Raw genomic sequence first — 19508 nt, 5'->3', positions numbered from 1 at the left:
CAGCGCTTTAGAAATGGGCTATAATTTCGCTCTTACCGTCGGCACATCTGATTTCGTTGTTAAAGGGTAACTATGTCCGAAAATTCGCAGCAACAATCTCGCCTTAAAGAGCTTATCGCGCGCGGCAAGGAACAAGGCTATCTTACTTATGCCGAAGTAAATGACCACCTACCAGAGGATATCTCAGATCCAGATCAAGTGGAAGACATAATCCGCATGATCAATGATATGGGAATTACGGTTTATGAAGCTGCGCCCGACGCAGATACCCTGCTATTAAACGAAGCAGACACAGACGAAGCAGCTGCTGAAGAAGCTGCTGCCGCACTGGCAGCTGTTGAGCAAGAAGCAGGGCGTACTACTGACCCCGTACGTATGTATATGCGGGAAATGGGAACAGTTGAGCTACTAACCCGTGAAGGTGAGATCAGCATAGCCAAGCGTATCGAAGAAGGTACGCGAGACGTAATGAATGCCCTTGCGTATTTCCCCGGCTCGGTTCTAAATATTCTAAACGAATACGACAAAATCGTAGAAGAAGAAGGCCGCTTAAGCGACCTATTTAATGGCTTCATCGATCCAGACTCTGAAACAGCAGCAGCTGTTCCTGCAACAGAAGAAGAGGAAGACGAAGCACTAATAGCCGATCTCGAAGACGATGAAGACAGTGATGATGATGAGGACAAAGAAAGCGGTCCTGATCCAGAAGAAGCACGAATTCGTTTTACAGAGATACGAGAGCAATTGGAAAAAGTCATCTCTGCCACAGAAAAGCATGGCAGAAATAGCAAAGAAACAGGCACAGAGCTAGAGCAGCTAGCGGCTCTATTTATGCCAGTTAAGCTAACACCCAAACTATTTGACTTGTTGGTTTTTAGAGTTCGTAACGCATTAGAGCGAATTCGCTACAACGAAAAGGCGATCATGCATTTGTGTGTTCGTTCCGCAAAAATGCCACGCAAGGAGTTTTTAAAAGCCTTCCCAGGCAATGAAACAAACCTTGACTGGTGCGATACATTAACCAGTAAAAAAACAAAATACGCTGAAGGTATTGATATATTCAAACCTGAAATTCAGCGCTCTCAGAAAAAACTGTTGGCTATTGAGGAAGAGTTTTCCTTAACTATTCCTGAAGTAAAAGAAATCAATCGTCGCATGTCCATTGGTGAAGCTCGGGCACGCCGCGCCAAAAAAGAAATGGTTGAGGCAAACCTGCGTCTGGTAATTTCTATTGCCAAGAAATACACCAACCGTGGCTTACAGTTTCTTGATTTAATTCAGGAAGGCAACATCGGCTTGATGAAAGCCGTTGATAAGTTTGAATACCGTCGTGGCTATAAGTTTTCAACCTATGCCACTTGGTGGATTCGACAAGCCATTACCCGGTCAATTGCCGATCAGGCTCGGACTATTCGTATTCCGGTACATATGATCGAAACCATTAATAAGCTAAATCGTATTTCACGACAGATGCTACAAGAAATGGGTAGAGAACCAACACCGGAAGAGCTAGCTGAGCGGATGGAAATGCCTGAAGATAAAATCCGCAAAGTGCTAAAAATCTCGAAAGAGCCTATTTCAATGGAAACACCTATTGGTGATGATGAAGACTCCCACCTGGGTGACTTTATCGAAGATGCCACCATTGAATTACCCGTTGACTCTGCCACAATTGGTGGCCTGAGAGATGCCACTCGGGAAGTACTTTCTGGATTAACGGCAAGAGAAGCGAAGGTATTAAGAATGCGCTTCGGTATCGACATGAACACTGACCACACGCTAGAAGAAGTGGGTAAACAGTTTGATGTCACCCGTGAGCGGATTAGGCAAATCGAAGCCAAAGCCTTACGTAAACTGCGCCACCCTACTCGTTCTGACCACCTCAGAAGCTTCCTGGATGAGTAGTACCTGCAACACAAGCAGTTAATTTCAAATTTAAAACCAAAGGCACCTATCGGTGCCTTTTTTATTGTCTAAAATAAACTTGCACAACATCACACACTGACATATTATGTCGCTATCATATACTCGTAGTAACAAAAAGCTAACAATCAAGCTAGTTACTGCATTTTATCAGAAGTAAGGAACACATATGGATGTCACTAAGCTGGCAGAAAAGTTTAACGCTTTGTCATATCACGACACCTATCATTTCGACTGTCAGCCGATACCAGGCGCCCCTCCAGTGCTACAAGTCACTGTAAAAGAGCTGGATGAACTGCCGGTATACGTCACTATTACCAGCCAACAAATACTATGCATTGTTTATTTATGGACTGACCAAGAAGTTAAAGCTGGTAGTAAAGAAGCATTATTAAATACGTTACTAGAGCTTAATGTACCGATGCCACTGTCTTCTTTTGCTAAAACAGACGACAAGTATCTTATATATGGTGCTTTATCGCTACAATCCAGTTTTGAAGATATATTGCATGAAATTATTACGCTTCATGATAATGCCATGGAAGCCACTAGTGCCTTAGCAGAATATTTAGTGTAAACAAGGTGTATTATGAATCTAATTAAAGCTTTTTTAAGCAAACTAGAACAGTCACTCAGCAGCTTAGAACAACCCACGGTTCATTCAGCAGAAGAAATTAATAACATTATTAAAGAAAATGCTGCAACACTAAAAAAGCTTAAAGAAACGCTGACAAGTAAGCAACCGCTGGTAACGGAGCTAGAGCAACATAAAAATGATAAAGCCAAGCAGCTGGCACATTTAGAAAAAGAAATTGATCACTTATTATCAACCGGGCATGAAAGTAAAGCATTATTAAAATCAGAACAGAGCGCTACTCTTTCCGTTGCTTTAGAGGCTATAGAAGCACAATATCATGATCTAACCAGTCTGATTGAAAAAACCAAACAGGCTATTGAAAGAAGTGAACATGCGCTGATAGAAGCACAACGTGAACGACTTATTCAAACTAATATTGACGGTGTTAGTCAGATAAACCTCGCCGTCGCTGGACACTTACAGCAAACGGGTCAACCACTGGTTACAGCCAGCTGCATAAAAGACAAAGGGCTGACAAGACATAAAACTACAAAAAACAGTCAGCCATCTTGGTGTAATGGCACTATGCATAGCATAGCCCAAAATACCGAGGTTAAAACCATTCGTCAGTTAATGCAGCCCAAAACTTAACTTAATTAATTCACCTGACAAACATACGCATTTTTTATGACTAAAGACACCAAGCTTCCAGAAAAATGGCAACAGGAAAAGAAAGCGCTTAAAGCCGTACAAGTTGCTTTCGATTTGGGAGCTGAAATTCAGTTACAAATTCGTCGAGAAGCAGTCGATAGGGGCATAAACCCTTCAGATCGAGTTAGACAAATTCTTGGTTTGCCAGTTCATCGAAAACCACAACGGCTTAGGCTATCTATTTCACTTACAGAAGAGGATTTTCTATTTCTCGCAGACAAATTTAATCTCGACCCTGGTAATAAAGTAGAAATAAAACATTTGGCTGCAGAATTACTGGTAGAACATGTTTCTAAACCCCAAACTGAATAGCAAGGCATTTACTATATGGAAACCTTTTTAAACACCATCATTTCATTTCCAACTGCTATTTACACTACTTTATTAGGTATCGTCATTTGTTACTGGCTATTTGCACTTATAGGAATGATGGACATCGATATTTTAGATACTGATGCAGAAATAGAAGCCGATGGTGATGTAGAAGGTCTCAGCGGCATTAGCGGCTTAATGGTGACACTTGGCCTAACTGGCGTACCAATTACCATAATAGTCTCGTTCTTAGTACTGTGGGGTTGGTTGATCACCTACTTTACCTCATTATTTTTAATCCAACTTTTGCCTTTTAATTGGCTTAAATGGATAGTCGGTACAGGCATTATTGTAGTGAGTTGTGGTCTTTCTATTATTTTAACCGCACGCTGTATCAGGCCTATAAAACCTTTTTTCAAAAGTAATTATGAAAAGATTACTTTAGTAGGCAGAGAATGCACTGTTAGCACTAGTAAAGTTACTGAAAAGTTTGGCCAAGCTATTTGTGATCTAGGTAGTACTGAACTCATCCTTAATATCCGCCATAAAGAACCTAATACTATAAAAAAGGGTGATAAGGTGACAATTCTAGAACATAACCAAGATGAAAATACTTACCTTGTTGGTGACTTGGATATCAATAACTAACCCCCCCAAAATACATTCAATAAAACAAAGGAGTAAAAAATGGACCTATCTGGCGTAATCCCAATAGCAGTTACTATTCTATTAGTACTCATTGCATTTATTGCCACTGTAGTTGCGATAAATAAATTTTATGTCAAAGTCGAGCAAGGTGTTGCCATGATTGTTAACACCATGCGCCAAGAACCTGAAGTCACTTTCACTGGCAGGTTTGTATGGCCTGTTGTCCATAAAAAAGAATTTATGGACATTTCCCTTAAAACCATCGAAATCAGTCGTAAAGGCACCGATGGCTTAATTTGCAAAGATAATATCCGCGCTGATATCGTTGTCGCTTTTTTTGTGAGAGTAAACAAGAATGCTAATGACGTCTTAAAAGTAGCAGAGCGAATAGGCTGTAATCGTGCTTCTGATCAAACAACTTTAGAAGAGATGTTTAGCGCTAAGTTTTCTGAAGCACTAAAAACCGTGGGCAAGCAAATGGACTTTGAAGATCTCTATCGTGAGCGCGCCCAATTTAGAGAACAAATTATTGAGCAATTAAGCCCTCCTGATAATGATTTAGGTGGTTATGATTTAAGTGATGTAGCCATTGATTACATCGAGCAAACCCCTATTACCCAGCTTGATGATCACAATATCTTAGACGCTCAGGGGATTCGGAAAATTACCGAACTCACAGCGCAACAACATGTTCGTACAAATGAGTTGCAGCGTGAAGAAGAAATGCAAATCAAAAAGAAAGATGTTGAAGCCAAAGAAATGATTTTGGAGCTTGAACGTCAACAAGCCGATGCAGAGGCCAAACAACAGCGAGAAATTTCCTCGGTTAAAGCGCGGGAACAAGCTGAAATTGATAAAGTACAAGCAGAAGAACAGTTAAAAGCTGAACGGGCTCGTATCGAGACCAGTCAGGAAATTGAAGTCCAAGAACAAAACAAACAACGGGAAGTTGAAGTTGCCGAAAAAAACCGCGAGCGTGCTTTAGCCATTGAAACAGAAAAAGTAGAGCGGGTCAGACAGTTAGAAGTCATTTCCCGTGAAAAAGAAGTGGAACTGCAACGCATTGCCAAAGAAAAAGCCTTGGAAGAAGAGCGTAAAGCTATTGCCGATGTAGTACGTGAAAGAATCGCTGTTGATCGCACAGTTGCAGAAGAAGAAGAACAAATAAAAACCTTACGGGTAGTGGCTGAAGCGGATCGACAAAAACAAGTGACCGTCACTGATGCGGAAGCGGAAGCGGAGCAAGCTTTAGTTAAGCAAATTAAAGCTTCTGAAGCGGCAGAACAATGTGCACAACATGAAGCCAAGCAAAAACTCACTTTAGCACAAGCTAAACTGGAAATTTCTGAAAAAGAAGCGCAAGCCAAAATCCGCTTGGCTGATGGGGTTAAAGCAGAAATCGCAGCACCAGGGATAGCCCAAGCCGAGGTTGAAGAAGCGAAAGCGTTGGCCTTAGAAAAAACGGGTTTAGCAGAAGCCAGTGTATTGAAAGAAAAAATGCAAGCAGAAGCACAGGGTACAGAGCAGGTTGGGCTTGCTGAAGCGAAAGTGACCGCTGAAAAAATGGCTTCTGAAGCAAAAGGCCAAGAAATGCAAGGCATGGCTGAAGTAAGAATAAAAGATGCTGATGCTCTCAGTGAAGAAAAACAAGCCTTAGTACAAGTGAAAGTGAAAGTGGCTGAAGCGGAGGCCATTGAAAAGCAAGGCAATGCTGAAGCAGAATCGATTCGCCAGCGCTTTAAAGCAGAAGCCGATGGCTTACGCGAGAAGTTTGATGCAATGGCCAGTATGAGCGACGTTGCCCGTGATCATGAAGAGTTTAGAATGAAGCTGGATACGTCTCATGCTGAAAAAATGGCTGAAATTGATATCAGTAAAGACATCGCAGCCTATCAAGCACAAGTGCTGTCTGAAGCGATGAAACAAGCCAAAATTGATATTGTTGGCGGTGGTGGAGATTACTTTGACTCGTTTGTTAAGTCGCTTTCGGTGGGTAAAGCGATTGATGGTGCTGTAGAGAAGTCCTCAACTATCCAACAAGTGGCGGGTATTCTCACTCACTTTTTAGCTAATGCAACCAATAAAAAAGACACTGAAGCTGCTAAGAAACTACTTGAAACAGCTAAAGAAAAACTGCAACCCGGTGATGAGAGTTAATCACTAAATGTCAAGGGCAATGAATTATCACTGCCCTCTTTTCTCCTTGTTATAGTGTCTTTTTACAACATCTCCATTGCATGGCAAAGAGGTATTCTACAGTGGAAGTCAACTCAGCAGATCAGCAACTTGCCCAAGCCGTAAGCCAAGACGGCGCCTATGATATTTTACGCAAGCGGTTAGAAGAACAAGCAGAACAGTTAAAGCAAAAATCGGCTTCCCTTAACCAGCAACGCATTAATACCTTTGGTCAAACTCAATTAGAAGTGATTGGTCGTACCCGCGCCCGCACTGAAAATAATTGTGTTGCCAGGGATATTGTTCGCATTGGCAAAAAGCTGTTATTTGGTTACAACGTTTATATAGGCCTTAAACAAGAGACCAGTATAGAAGATGTTTTTGCATTATATCAGTTAAAAGAAGAAAACAATGAATTTCAGCTTGAAGAAGTCCCTATTAAAGGTAGCTTTTTAGACAGCACTAAATTCCAAGAAGATTTTAACGAGTTATATACCTACTACAAACAAGCAACACTTATTCAATTGCGTGTTTCAGAATCCAGTCTGCTGGCTGCTTTTCAAATTGGCAAAAAAATTACTGATATTCGCGTATTTCGCTGGCAAATCACCAAAGATCATATTCAATATGTTGATAACCGTGGTGAGCGTGATTTTACCCTTCCCCCTTCCCACGACTTTGAATGGACTAAAACCGGGCGAGAAGACCATGTACTTGGTGATCACCCCCATATCAATATTCTCAACAAACTGTTTGTTGAAACTATTAATGGTGATCTAACAGTAAAAATAGAAGACAATACCGATACAGGACAAGGGATTTACAGCGAACCAGTAGAAGATAAACACCAGTCGTTGGATGATGCTGAAGTCTGCTTTGCTGAGTTAGGCCAGTTAATTCTATTAAAAATAAAACCCTATCGGGAGCAGCAATGGCGCTATTTGGTGTATAACGCTCTGCTTGATACCGTTGTAAGAGTTGATCAAATTGGCCTGTCTTGTCTCCAGCTGCCTGAAGACCATGGCATTATTTATCCAGGCGGTTATTACCTGCCCGGCGGCGAACACAAAACTTTCAGCTCAATCAACACTGATAACCTAGAATACAAGCGCACGATAAAAGCCCCTAATGGCGAAGATGTGCTTTATGTGTTTTATGAAGCTGAAGAAGGCCGCTTTGTCCTTTGTTCTTATAATCTAATTCAAAAAGAGCTGGCCAACCCAATTGAGTGTCATGGCTATGGTTTGTACCCAGAAGGTAAAATGGTCATTTTTACGACAGCCAGTACTGAACCTACCCGGATTCACCCGATGCAGGTATGGCAAACCCCCTACTCTTCTGACGAACATGCAGCAGCCCAAGAAACCGCAGGCGGGTTCCTAGCCACTATTGGTAATGCTGAGCTGGTGCGTGCGGTATCCGACATTTTTAGCATATCTAAAGCAGTTTTACATTTAAGCCCCAGCACTAATGTCTATGAAGGATTAATTGCTCAATGCAAAGTACTGTTCGATAACTATTACTGGTTGGACGAAGCAGCTGTTGATCATCTAGCAAAAGATGTCCATACCATCGTTGAAACAGCAGAGATGGTTTTAGATGAATTTGAAAAAGTTCAGCACATCCAAAAAACAGCTAAAAAGGTTTTACAAGAAGCTGAAACCAAACAAACAGAACTCATTCGCAATCTGACTCCAGAACGTTGGAATAGCCCTGATTTATTTGTTAATGCCTTGGATAGCTTGAAAAAGCATAAAGGCCATCTTTTAACAATCCAAGACACTCGCTATATCAATCAAGCACGCTTACAAGTGCTTAATGAACTACTTGATAGCAAGTTGGCTGAAATCAGCCAGGCCACTGTCAAATTTATCAGTTCAGACCAAGCACTAATCCCTTATCATGAAAAAATCACAGAATTAGATACTAAAGCCGGCCAGGCTGAAAACGTTAAAACGTTACAAGATACCTTAGACACGATCGAAGAAACTGCCAGTGGGTTGGATTTACTGACCAATATGTTATCGACACTGGATGTTGAAGATGCTCCACAGCGCACTGAAGTATTAGAAACTATTTCGGAAATTTATGCCAAACTTAATCAAACTAAAGCCAGAGCCAATAACCGGCTGAAAGAATTAAGCAGCAAAGAGTCAGTTGCAGAGTTTGGTGCACAATTCAGGTTATTTTCTTTATCCATTACCAATGCCTTAAGCTTGACTGATACACCAGAACGCTGTGATGAAGAATTATCCAAACTGGCCATCCAATTAGAAGAAATTGAAACTCAGTTTGCCGAGCATGATCAGTTTCTTGCTGATATTTTGCAAAAGCGTGAGGAGTTGTACGATACCTTTGAAGCAAGAAAGCAAACTTTATTAGAAGAACGACAACGGCGAGCTCAAAGTCTTTACGACTCTGCTAAACGAGTATTAACCGGCATTGAGCGACGAAGCCAGACTTTTACTGAGTCAGATCAAATAAATACATTTTTTGCTTCAGATACGATGATTTTGAAAGTTCATAACCTGGTAAAGCGCTTGGTTGAACTGAAAGAGTCAGTAAAAGCAGATGAACTAAGTGCCTCATTAAAGAGCATTAAAGATCAAGCTCTAAAAACCCTGCGAGATAAACAGGATATCTATGAAGAAAGTGGTCAGGTCATTAAGCTGGGTAAACACAAATTCAGTGTTAACACCCAAACTCTAGATACCACCATCCTTCCCCGTCAGGATGGTTTGTATTTACACTTAACTGGTACCAATTTTTACCAACCACTTGTGTCGGAAGAGTTAAACCAATTAAAAACCTATTGGCAGCAAAGCCTGGTTTCTGAAAATGATCGAGTTTATCGAGCAGAATATCTGGCTTATCAATTTTTACAGGCAGCTGAACTGCAACAAGAAGACATGAGTCATGAAAAGCTGCAAAAACTATTACTTAATGAATCAGACTTGCTAAAAGCCGTTCGTGATTTTGCCAGCCCTCGATATCAGGAAGGATATGAAAAAGGGGTCCATGACCACGATGCAGTAAAAATTATTCAAAAGTACACCAGTCTTAAAAATACCCAACAGCGTCTTAGCTATTCGGCACGCGCCCGTGCTGCTGCAGCATTATTCTGGGTATACGGTTTAGATAAAGAGCAGAAAGTCAGTCTAAAAAGCCAAGGTTATACCGCAAAACTATTGATTGAAAACCTGAACAGCAACCAAGCTTATCTTCAAGCTAAAAACGCTATTGTCGAGCAACTACAACAATTTAATGAAAACCAATTATTAGCTTTTAGTGACTCAGAAATTGATAATGCAGCCAATTATTTAATTGAGTCATTGGGGGATAGCGACTTAAAATTTACAGTCAGTCAACAAGGGGTTGAACTTGCTCAACAGTGCATGCAGTTCCTTGAGAAAATTAATCATCGTCGTCAGTTGCTGGATACCTTAACCCAACTAAAAAGCCAGTTAAAAGAACAGTGGCTACTGGTCACTGCTTGGTTAGAAGCCTATAGCCAACAACAAGCAACCGACTATGCTGATATTATCCTGGCAGATGCAACCAGCTATATTTTACTAGAGCACGACATCTCATTTATGACCGTTGCCTTCCAGGCAGAACAGCAAATCAGCGACTTGCTAGGCGACCACCCTTTAATTAATAGCAGTACCTTAAGCTTTAATCTGGCAGAGTTTAATGATCGACTCACTCACTTTAATTTAGCCGATGTACCTGCATTTAAACGTTTTGGCGAACTACGCCACCAATTAATGGAAGAACAACGAGAGTCTCTCCGTTTAGATGAGTTCAAACCCAAACCTTTAGCTTCTTTTGTACGTAACAAGCTTATAAATGATGTGTATTTTCCTATTATTGGTGATAACTTAGCCAAACAAATGGGCACCATAGGTGATAATAGACGTACAGATTTAATGGGACTGTTATTACTTATTTCACCACCTGGTTATGGTAAAACAACTTTAATGGAATACGTTGCTAACCGGTTAGGGTTGATATTTATGAAAATCAACTGCCCTGCCCTAGGTCATAATGTATTATCCCTTGATCCACAAGAAGCACCCAATGCCACTGCCGCCCAAGAGCTGCAAAAACTCAATTTAGCTTTAGAAATGGGCAATAATGTCATGCTTTACTTAGATGACATCCAGCACACTCATCCTGAATTTTTACAAAAATTTATCTCCCTTTGTGATGGTACCCGTCGTATAGAAGGGGTTTGGCAAGGCAAAACAAAAACCTATGATATGCGTGGGAAAAAATTCTGTGTGATTATGGCGGGCAACCCCTATACCGAATCAGGAGAAGTATTTAAGATTCCTGATATGCTGGCCAACCGGGCTGATATATATAACCTGGGTGATGTATTAAGTGGCAGTGACCAGCAATTTAAGCTCAGTTATATCGAAAATGCACTTACCTCAAACCCAGTACTGGCACCACTTGCTAATCGTGACATGGCTGATATTTATAAAATAATTACCATGACACAAAATAAAGAACAGTCTTCCAGTGAATTAAGCTATCAATACAGTGCGGCTGAGCTGGATGAAATTATTGCCGTACTGCAGCGGTTATTTAAAATCCAGGATGTGGTACTTAAAGTTAACCAGGAATATATCCGCTCAGCAGCTACAGCCGATAAATATCGCACAGAGCCTCCTTTTAAATTACAAGGCAGCTATCGTAATATGAATAAGATGGCTGAAAAAGTGGTTGCGATTATGAATGACGAGGAGCTGCAATCGCTAATCGGCGATCACTATTTAGGTGAAGCCCAAACCTTAACCAATGGAGCAGAAGAAAACTTACTAAAACTTGGCGCTTTACGTAATAGTCTGTCTGATACAGAAAAAAGCCGCTGGCAACAAATCCAGGAAGAATTTCAGCGTATTCAATCGCTGGGAGGCGATGACGCTGATAGTATTACGCAAATGGCTAATCAAGTGGTCACTATTAATCGCAATCTTCAAACCATTAACAGCACACTGGCCAGCCAGCAAGGTACCAGCACCTGGCTAGAACAATTAACCGACCAATTACAAACTGTTGGTCAACACTTGCAGCAGTCTAGCCAACAACAAGATCAAAGCATGGCCATATTAAATAAGCAAGTTAATGGATTAGTTACTGTATTAACTCAAGTAGGTAAACAAATCACCAAAGTAGATAGTGGTGCTAAATTAGAAAATGGCATACAGACATTACGTCAAGCAATTACCGAGAAACAAGCTAATATTCAAATTGTTAATCAGCCAAGTGAAAACTTAGAAGATATTATTCGTACCTTAGCGATGACTATCGAGACAAGTTTTATGCCCGTAGTAACATCAATGAATCATAAAATTGGACTTGACCAAAATATACTACGTAAGGTGAACGAACTGACTCATCGTCTGCAACGTTACCAAACTCCAAAGACAGGATCAAAACCTGTAAAACCTTAGCTATTTACGAATGATTATTAGGCTTTATTACCATCGCTAAGCACTAAGGATGGTAATAAAGTCTAATAATCATCTTTTACTAGCTCAGAGCCTGCATAATAGCAGTCCAATGCCTGATTTTTACGACCAACCCGTTCAAAGGCATTACCCAGCAAGCGTAGTAAATAAGGGTCCTTTTTATATATGCCATAAGCTTTTAATAAACAATTAAGGGCTTTATCAAAATGGTTGTTTAACAGCGCTTGTCGGCCAGTCCAACATAATTCTATATAACGGTCTGAGAGCTGACTGGGTAAATCTTGCAAAAATTCAAAGCTGGGAAACTCCAAAGGTTGCTTGATTAACGCAAACAACCGTTCTATATCAGTTTCATTATAATGCTTGATTAATTGTAGCTGCTGCTCACCCCAAGCAAATTGTTGCTCCAGATAAACTAAAATTGTTGGCGGCAGATAGTAATTTTCCAATAAGAAACCAAACAATACATCACTAATAGTCTGTTTTCTATCAAGAGTCCAATGAGGTAAATCAGCCAGTAGTCGCTGCCATTCTTCCAGTTGGATTCGGCGCGGAAAATCTGCATATAAGATTTCCAGTTGAATAACAAAGTCATCCAGTTGGGTTACAACCAAGCTCTGTGCTTTAGGTTTTTGCCTACTATTAAACGGCAGTGACTGGTTTTGCAAGCCAGACTGGGCTTGCACTTTTGCATGTTCCAGCGCCCTACGAAGTTCTTCAAATAAAGCTTGCTGGGTCGCTAGATCCAACAATTTTAGTTTGCTGGCATAAGCATGCTTAATCTTTTTGATATCTTCAGTAGACTCTATGCCAAGAATGTCCCAACAACTCATAATAAATATAATTCTGCTGCTATTTCATCAAATAATTGGTTTAAGTCCCTATTCACCTGCCGTATTTTTTTAGTATCTTGTTGCGCTAGCACCGTTTCAAATTCCATTAATAGCTCACCAATATACTCACGCTGTTCACCCAGTGCTTGCTCATAAAGTCGCTCTCCCCGTGCCATTAATAAACGGTTCTCCATGCTATCACGTGGGTGGATTTTAATTTCAGATAAAGCAGCAAGCTTCGCGGCAATTTCTGCCGGAGTAAGCAAGCCAGGATATTCTTCAATAACAGTTGTCGCCTGTTGCCCCGTTGATACTACTTTAACCTCTACTTCTAAAATACCATTCACGTCGTAGGTAAAACGTATATCAACCGCTTCTTCACCAGCTGGTTTGGGGGGTACTTCTATCATTAAATTACTCAGCTTAATATTGTCCTTAACTCGTCGGCTTTCTCCCTGATAGATTTTTATATTTACTTTTGCCTGCTGGTCAGAGGAAGTAGTAAAACGCTCTACTCGCGAAGCTGGTACAACAGTATTACGTTCAAGAATGGGACTAAAAAGCCCAGAATCATAATAACCGACACGGCTAGATGACACTTCTACTCCCAGTGAATAAGGGCACACATCCGTCATGACTATTTCTCTTAGCGCCTGATCCTTTTGTTTTAACCCAGCCTGTACCGCAGCCCCCATAGCAACCACCTGGTCTGGATTTAAATGGCAACTTGGCAGTCGGCCAAACAGCTTTGCCACTAGAGAGCGAACCAATACCATTCGAGTTGAACCACCGACTAAAATCAGCTCATCCACATCAGCAGGTTTTATTTTGGCATCACGCAGTGCTCGCTCTACTGGCAGCCTAAGCCGGTTAATTAATGGCTCGCAGAGTTTTTCAAATTCGTCTCGGGTGACTGTGAGCAATGCCTGCTCATCATTATACTTAAACTGTATTGTTGTTTGATGATGAGTACTCAGTTGGTGTTTGGCTCGATTAACCTGACTCCGTAAATGGGTATAGGCTGCCTGGGTTAATTCCTCTTTATTAGCGTTAACTTTTTCACAAAAATAATTTAAAAGTACATCGAGAAAATCTTCTCCACCCAAGTGGTTATCACCAGCACTGGCATTAACTTCCATTACACCATCAAACAGTTCCAATACAGATACATCAAAGGTTCCGCCGCCTAAGTCAAAAATCATGTAATGTTTTTCAACATCAGGACTTACCATGCCATAAGCTAATGCAGCAGCAGTTGGCTCACTAATAAGTCGCTCTACTTTTAAGCCTGCCAGCTGACCTGCTAATTGAGTGGCACGTCGTTGCTGTTCGTTGAAATAAGCAGGCACACTAATAACCGCCTCTGTCACCTCGCAGCCTAAATAAGCTTCCGCATCCGCTTTAAGTGCTCGTAACACAAAAGAAGCTAAATCCTGAGGCTTAAATGTATGATTGGCTAACGAGTATTCTTTTTCACTCCCCATATACCGTTTGAACAACTCAACCGTAACGGCTGGGTGTGTGTATAAGCGTTCTTTAGCTGCCTTACCAACAAGCACCTCACCATTATCATCCAACCCCACTACAGATGGAGTTAAAGCATCACCCAACACATTTGGGATAACAACAGCCTGTCCATTCTGCCAAACACTTATCAAGCTGTTAGTGGTTCCCAAATCGATACCGATGATACTCATACTATTAATTCCCTATTCACTGAAAAACCAAAACAATAGCTACATCTGACATTCGCTTGGCCATGAACTACTCAAAAAGTACGCTACTTACTAAAAGAATAATTCACTAATGTAACAAAAAATCAGCGAGGGTAAGCAGAATTCAATCTAGTTTTAGCAATTTAAACGCCAGACCAATGTCAAAGAGAAGCGATATTAGAGAAACCCAAAATAGCACGCTTAATAAAGATAAGCAGGCAGCAACTAAACTGTGACTTAAAGCACGCATAACTCGGAAATCATTTTATTTCTACCATCAACACCACTAATAGCAGCTGCACCTAAAGTGTATAAAAACATATAAAAATAAATTTTGATTTTCTCGAAAAATTATCACCCGCTGATTATATATCAGTCACAATTCATTTTAGGGGTGAAGAGTGATGGTAACACATCTCCTGGGTGATCCGGTGCGATGACAACAGTCCATTCATATACCCATTAACCAAAAAACTATTTGATACCTATAAACAAAAATATAATGAAATACCAATAGAGTTTTCATTTTGTACTTACGATGCAATCTCAGCATGGCAGACTGCGGTTAAAAAAGCTGCTAGCTATACACCTGAAAAAGTATCACAAGCTCTAAAAGGGTTGGCATTTACTAGCACACGAGGCAACAGCTATATACGTACATTTGACGGTCAAATGGTAACTTCTGTTTATGCGGAAAAATTCAAGTACAGTCCAGAATACTCATTACCAATCATGAAACCACTAATAGAAATAAAAGCAAGTCAAACACTACTTTATGAAGATGAGATACAGGCAATTAGATGAATTAGTCTCGACCTAATCTGACATTTACTTCTTGCATAAGAGAGAGTTACCCGCTTTTCTTAAAGGCATCATCATCTTTAAATCAAAGCACAAAGGTAACTCTCAATGATCCATACTAGCAACCCCATCATTAAACACAAAGTTGGTTTATTAAATCTTGCAGAAGAGCTTGGTAACGTTTCTAGAGCCTGTAAAATTATGGGTGTATCGCGTGATACGTTTTATCGTTATCAAGAGCTTGCTGAGGAAGGAGGGGTAGAAGCGCTTGCTAACCAAAGCAGAAGAACACCGAACCTCAAGAACCGTGTTGATGATTCCACTGAGAATGCAGTTGTTGCACATGCTGTTGAGTACCCTGCTCATGGGCAAGCAAGAACAAGTAATGAGCTTAGAAAACAAGGTGTATTCGTTTCAGGAAGTGGTGTTCGATCTATTTGGCTAAGGCATAATCTAGAAAATTTTAAAAAGCGATTAAAAGCCTTGGAAGAGAAGGTGGCGCGTGAAGGTATCATTCTTTCGGAGTCGCAAGTCATTGCTCTTGAAAGAAAAAAACAGGATGACGAAGCCTGTGGTGAAATAGAAACCATGCATCCTGGTTACCTTGGCTCTCAAGATACGTATTATGTCGGCAATTTAAAAGGCGTAGGACGTATTTATCAGCAAACGTTTATTGATACTTACAGTAAAGTGGCTTTTGCTAAGCTCTATACCACTAAGACAGCGATCACTGCTGCTGATATGTTAAATGACAGAGTATTACCCTTCTTTGAGGAGCAGCAATTACCGATGTTACGAATATTAACCGATAGGGGGACAGAGTACTGTGGGCGTGTTGAAGACCATGATTATCAGCTCTATCTGGCAGTAAGCGATATTGATCACACTAAGACAAAAGCGAGGTCACCACAAACCAATGGTATTTGTGAGCGATTCCATAAAACGATTTTAACTGAGTTTTATCAAGTTGTTTTTAGGAAAAAGCTCTACACGACTCTTGATGAACTGCAAAAAGATTTAGACGATTGGACAAATTACTATAATATTAAACGAACCCATCAAGGTAAAAAATGCTGTGGACGAACTCCAATGCAAACATTACTGGATGGTAAGTCGGTTTGGGCGGAAAAGAATTTGGCTCAAATCTAAACTGACAGATGCCTGTAGAAAAGTGGGTAACTGTACGATCAGGTCTGAGCCACTACAAATTAGAAATCAACCTAATTAACCTCGACTCAGTGATTAATCACTGAGTCAGACTTACTCTAAAGTCCTGACTTTACAAATCATTCGTGAAAGGCATAACTTGCTAAAAATTCTGCTGTTTCTAAGTGCCCATGCTTCCTAGCATAATGTTCAGCAGAATGTAATTTTGAGCGAGCTTTAATATCCGCACCATTCTCTAATAGCAGTTTAACCATTGCTAAATGCCCTTTTTTGGCTGCGAGTGTTAATGGATGCCAAGTTTTTCTCAAACCAAAGTGGTTAGGTTTAGCACCTAACTCTAATAAGACTTTTGCAGCATTAAGCGAGTTCTTTTCAGCGGCTATCATAAGTGCAGTTTTTCCTTCATCATCTTCCGCTTCTAACTTAGCCTTATTTTCTATTAATAATCTAATTACTTCACTCTGATCATTTTTTGCTGCATGCATTAAAGCCGTCCTTTCATCCCATGATGTCGCATGGAGATTTGCACCACGCCTAAGCAAAAGCCCAACAATGGCAACTTCTCCATTAGCTGCTGCTTTCATCAATGGTGTATAATCTTGAGGCTGTGTATAGGACTCAATATCAGCTCCATATTTCAGTAGAGCATTAACAACTTCTGGATGACCAGCCCCGGCAGCTAACATAAGTGGAGTATTACCATACTCATTTAGCCTTTCAGTGCTTGCTTTATTTTTTGCTAGTAGTTCTACTGCCTTATAGTGGCCTGCTTCTGCAGCTAACATTAGCGGTGTTGTACTACGAGAGTAGCTATTAGATGAGTCAACCCTTGCTTGGTGCTGTAAAAGCACTTTAATAGCTTGAATATGCCCCTGGGCAGCAGCCAACATTAAAGACGTATTACCTGATTGGTCACGACTTTCTATATTACGTTTATCGTTGGTTAGCAGTAAATCTAAAATGTCTGCATGACCATTTTCAGCTGCCAACATCGCCGGTGTTTTACCATCAACTGTAGTCGAATTAAGCTCTGCACCTGAAACTAAGAGCGTTTCAACTATATCAAACTGCCCAGCACTGGCTGCTATCATTAATGGTGTTTGTTGTTTTTCTAAACGGGTATTAGGCGACACATTAATGGTTAAAAGATGCTCGACCCAGTTTGAGTTTTTGGTATTTAATGCCCAGCTCATTAAACCTCTTGCTAAAGTTCCTTGTGGAGCCTGCTTTATTATGTCAGCTAAAGCATCTGTATGGCGCTCTATATAGTCATTTGTCTGCTTACTGCTTAAACGGTCAAAAAAGTGCTGCCATTGATTGGAAGCAGTTAAGATTTTTGGAGGTAAATCTAATAAATACTCAGTATTGCGTGTGTTATTAATGGCTTCAGATACTAGATTAATACAATCATTCTGATGATCATTCCCTGTCGGCCAATAGTCAGGTACCAGGTCTATCAGGTCTTTTGCTGTTAACAGTCGTAGCTCCTGCTGAGGACTATTAGGTACAAAAGTTTGAATAAAAAACAACTCGCCTTTTTTAATAATTTCAGCAGTTGGCTGTTTTAAAGTCGTAAATGAAGCAACACTTAATTGGTTTGGGGCTAGTGATGAATTAGCTGAAAAATAAGCAAGCTCAGCAGTCTCTGATAGCCAGTTTTGAGTTTCTAAAAAACGTGTTAGTGATAAGGCTGCCAACGTTGTTCCTGGCTGAAGGCTTAGACTATCATCATTTAAAATAAATAAATCTTCGTGCTTAATGACATGAGATTCACCAGGAGCTAACCCAAGCTTACGATCCATTTGATCTAAAGCAGTTTCAATTTTTTGGTGTAGACTAGTGTGCTCATCAGTAGTAAAAATATCTGCACTATAATCTTCAAAACTAATAGGCTTTGAAACAGCCTCCCCTCTTAAGGTTTTATATTGTTGCCAGGCAGACTCAATTTCTTCATTTAAAGGTTGCAGTAAGCTCTCAATTACAACTCTAGGGCTTAATTTTTCGAAAACTTCACGATAAGCTGCTTTGACATTTTCAGAAGTCACTGCAACTTCTGAAGTATAACGATCTTTAATTTCTCTCAAACCAAACTGTTTAGCTAACGCATTCATGTATGCATTTACATAGTGAATTTCATAAGTTTTTTTGGGGTTATGTTGCTTTCTAACAAAACCAGCAATTATTTGCTCAATTGATTTTTCTTTTGAATATTGCAAGCTCTCTGCTATGCCACCTGCCGCTAGTGCAAGCTCTCTTGCAGTGACGAGAATATTGGATAGGGTACCTTCTGAACACACCGTAACCCCTTGAGCTAAATTTTGTAGTGCATTTTTCCGAGTATGCAAAGGTATTTTATCATTTTGAAAGAGCCCTACCAGTTCATCCATTGACTCTTTTCCCATACCATATAAGGTATCAATCATAGGACCAAAATAAGCCGGGTTATCAAACAACCGATTTTCTAGTGTCGAAAAAGCCTGGTTACAGTCAATCTGCCAATCCTGAGCAAGCCGTTTTAGGGCAGTTAAATTTTGTCGGTACTCTTGTTCAAATTTAGAAAAATCAGGAGAGTGCCGGAAACTTGATAAGTCTTTGTGTAGATTAGGGAGATACCGAATACCTATACTTTCAGAATCATTCAATCCCTGCTGTGAATGATTAGGGTCGTAAGTAGGCTGATATACATTGTTAAAAAAGGTGGAAGAAAATGATGATACAGCTTGAGGCATAGTGACTAAGTTCCGTATAGTGCCAATAGAAGCATAAAAAAGTAATACCATAATCAGAGCAAGTAATTACTGATATTTATCTAGCAACTTCTTACTCTGAGCTGTTTTTATTGTACGACAATAAAAGGGTAAAGTGTACTGCGCTAGATCCTACAAAGCTTAAGGACACCTCTAATATGTAGCCGTTATGTTATTTTTTGTTACATGGTTGTCAAAGGTATTATCCATAGTGGATCATCATCACTGCATAGACACACAGGTCAATAGCCAATACATCAACTAAGTCAGTCTAGTCATCTACAGCCTATGGTGATAATGATGATAGGATTACCCAGTCTGCGAATTATTATGCTTGTTTCTAATTATTGCAATTTAATAACTAAGATGTCTTGAAAATAGCAGGGTTCTGTTATAGTTTCACAAAAAGTAACTTTTAG

At 40.2% G+C, this 19508-nt stretch carries 12 protein-coding genes; 9 read left to right on the top strand and 3 right to left on the bottom strand.

Features of this window, described 5'->3' with window-relative positions; genetic code table 11:
* Positions 1 to 72 precede the first annotated feature (72 nt).
* From rpoD to OQE68_RS17510, 7 genes are all read left to right on the top strand, one after another.
* Positions 73 to 1905: an RNA polymerase sigma factor RpoD gene (gene rpoD, locus OQE68_RS17540; RefSeq protein ID WP_180570376.1), complete on the top strand. Its 1833-nt coding sequence runs from the start codon at positions 73 to 75 to the stop codon at positions 1903 to 1905.
* 187 nt (positions 1906 to 2092) lie between these two features.
* Positions 2093 to 2500 carry a YjfI family protein gene (locus OQE68_RS17535; protein WP_180570377.1) on the top strand — a complete coding sequence of 136 codons (408 nt, stop codon included), beginning with the start codon at positions 2093 to 2095 and terminating at the stop codon, positions 2498 to 2500.
* A gap of 12 nt (positions 2501 to 2512) precedes the next feature.
* The gene (locus OQE68_RS17530) at positions 2513 to 3151 is read left to right on the top strand and encodes a hypothetical protein (protein WP_180570378.1); all 639 of its coding nucleotides are present in this window, start codon (positions 2513 to 2515) and stop codon (positions 3149 to 3151) included.
* A gap of 36 nt (positions 3152 to 3187) precedes the next feature.
* Entirely contained in the window at positions 3188 to 3523 is a 336-nt protein-coding gene (locus OQE68_RS17525) for a hypothetical protein (RefSeq protein ID WP_180570379.1), read from the top strand.
* 15 nt (positions 3524 to 3538) lie between these two features.
* Positions 3539 to 4171: an OB-fold-containig protein gene (locus OQE68_RS17520; RefSeq protein WP_180570380.1), complete on the top strand. Its 633-nt coding sequence runs from the start codon at positions 3539 to 3541 to the stop codon at positions 4169 to 4171.
* 39 nt (positions 4172 to 4210) lie between these two features.
* Positions 4211 to 6328: a flotillin family protein gene (locus OQE68_RS17515; protein ID WP_180570381.1), complete on the top strand. Its 2118-nt coding sequence runs from the start codon at positions 4211 to 4213 to the stop codon at positions 6326 to 6328.
* Positions 6329 to 6429: 101 nt separating this feature from the next.
* Complete coding sequence (locus OQE68_RS17510) at positions 6430 to 11808, top strand: DNA repair ATPase (protein WP_266195766.1); 5379 nt, start codon at positions 6430 to 6432, stop codon at positions 11806 to 11808.
* A gap of 62 nt (positions 11809 to 11870) precedes the next feature.
* Here the strand turns inward: OQE68_RS17510 and OQE68_RS17505 are convergent, their stop codons facing one another.
* Both OQE68_RS17505 and OQE68_RS17500 read right to left on the bottom strand, forming a co-directional pair.
* Positions 11871 to 12659 (bottom strand): hypothetical protein, encoded by a 789-nt coding sequence (locus OQE68_RS17505; protein WP_180570383.1) that lies wholly within the window; start codon positions 12657 to 12659, stop codon positions 11871 to 11873.
* Complete coding sequence (locus OQE68_RS17500) at positions 12656 to 14356, bottom strand: Hsp70 family protein (RefSeq protein WP_180570384.1); 1701 nt, start codon at positions 14354 to 14356, stop codon at positions 12656 to 12658. Before OQE68_RS17500 ends, OQE68_RS17505 begins: the two co-directional genes overlap by 4 nt.
* A gap of 441 nt (positions 14357 to 14797) precedes the next feature.
* On the opposite strand from OQE68_RS17500, the gene OQE68_RS17495 reads away from it, so the two are divergent.
* Together OQE68_RS17495 and OQE68_RS17490 are read left to right on the top strand one after the other, a co-directional pair.
* Positions 14798 to 15178 carry an ABC transporter substrate-binding protein gene (locus OQE68_RS17495; RefSeq protein ID WP_180570385.1) on the top strand — a complete coding sequence of 127 codons (381 nt, stop codon included), beginning with the start codon at positions 14798 to 14800 and terminating at the stop codon, positions 15176 to 15178.
* A gap of 105 nt (positions 15179 to 15283) precedes the next feature.
* Complete coding sequence (locus OQE68_RS17490; RefSeq protein WP_180572032.1) at positions 15284 to 16324, top strand: IS481 family transposase; 1041 nt, start codon at positions 15284 to 15286, stop codon at positions 16322 to 16324.
* A gap of 137 nt (positions 16325 to 16461) precedes the next feature.
* Here OQE68_RS17490 and OQE68_RS17485 read toward each other — a convergent pair whose 3' ends face one another.
* Entirely contained in the window at positions 16462 to 19071 is a 2610-nt protein-coding gene (locus OQE68_RS17485; RefSeq protein WP_180570297.1) for an ankyrin repeat domain-containing protein, read from the bottom strand.
* Positions 19072 to 19508: the final 437 nt, after the last annotated feature.

Origin of the sequence: Spartinivicinus marinus, from assembly GCF_026309355.1 — a bacterium.
Classification (GTDB): Bacteria; Pseudomonadota; Gammaproteobacteria; order Pseudomonadales; family Zooshikellaceae; genus Spartinivicinus; species Spartinivicinus marinus.
This window is presented reverse-complemented; position numbering and strand designations above follow the sequence as displayed.

Bases quoted from the DNA above. Each gene is read 5' to 3' on its own strand.
- rpoD (WP_180570376.1), top strand. From the start codon at position 73: ATGTCCGAAAATTCGCAGCAACAATCTCGCCTTAAAGAGCTTATCGCG.
- OQE68_RS17535 (WP_180570377.1), top strand. From the start codon at position 2,093: ATGGATGTCACTAAGCTGGCAGAAAAGTTTAACGCTTTGTCATATCAC.
- OQE68_RS17530 (WP_180570378.1), top strand. From the start codon at position 2,513: ATGAATCTAATTAAAGCTTTTTTAAGCAAACTAGAACAGTCACTCAGC.
- OQE68_RS17525 (WP_180570379.1), top strand. From the start codon at position 3,188: ATGACTAAAGACACCAAGCTTCCAGAAAAATGGCAACAGGAAAAGAAA.
- OQE68_RS17520 (WP_180570380.1), top strand. From the start codon at position 3,539: ATGGAAACCTTTTTAAACACCATCATTTCATTTCCAACTGCTATTTAC.
- OQE68_RS17515 (WP_180570381.1), top strand. From the start codon at position 4,211: ATGGACCTATCTGGCGTAATCCCAATAGCAGTTACTATTCTATTAGTA.
- OQE68_RS17505 (WP_180570383.1), bottom strand. From the start codon at position 12,659: ATGAGTTGTTGGGACATTCTTGGCATAGAGTCTACTGAAGATATCAAA.
- OQE68_RS17500 (WP_180570384.1), bottom strand. From the start codon at position 14,356: ATGAGTATCATCGGTATCGATTTGGGAACCACTAACAGCTTGATAAGT.
- OQE68_RS17490 (WP_180572032.1), top strand. From the start codon at position 15,284: ATGATCCATACTAGCAACCCCATCATTAAACACAAAGTTGGTTTATTA.
- OQE68_RS17485 (WP_180570297.1), bottom strand. From the start codon at position 19,071: ATGCCTCAAGCTGTATCATCATTTTCTTCCACCTTTTTTAACAATGTA.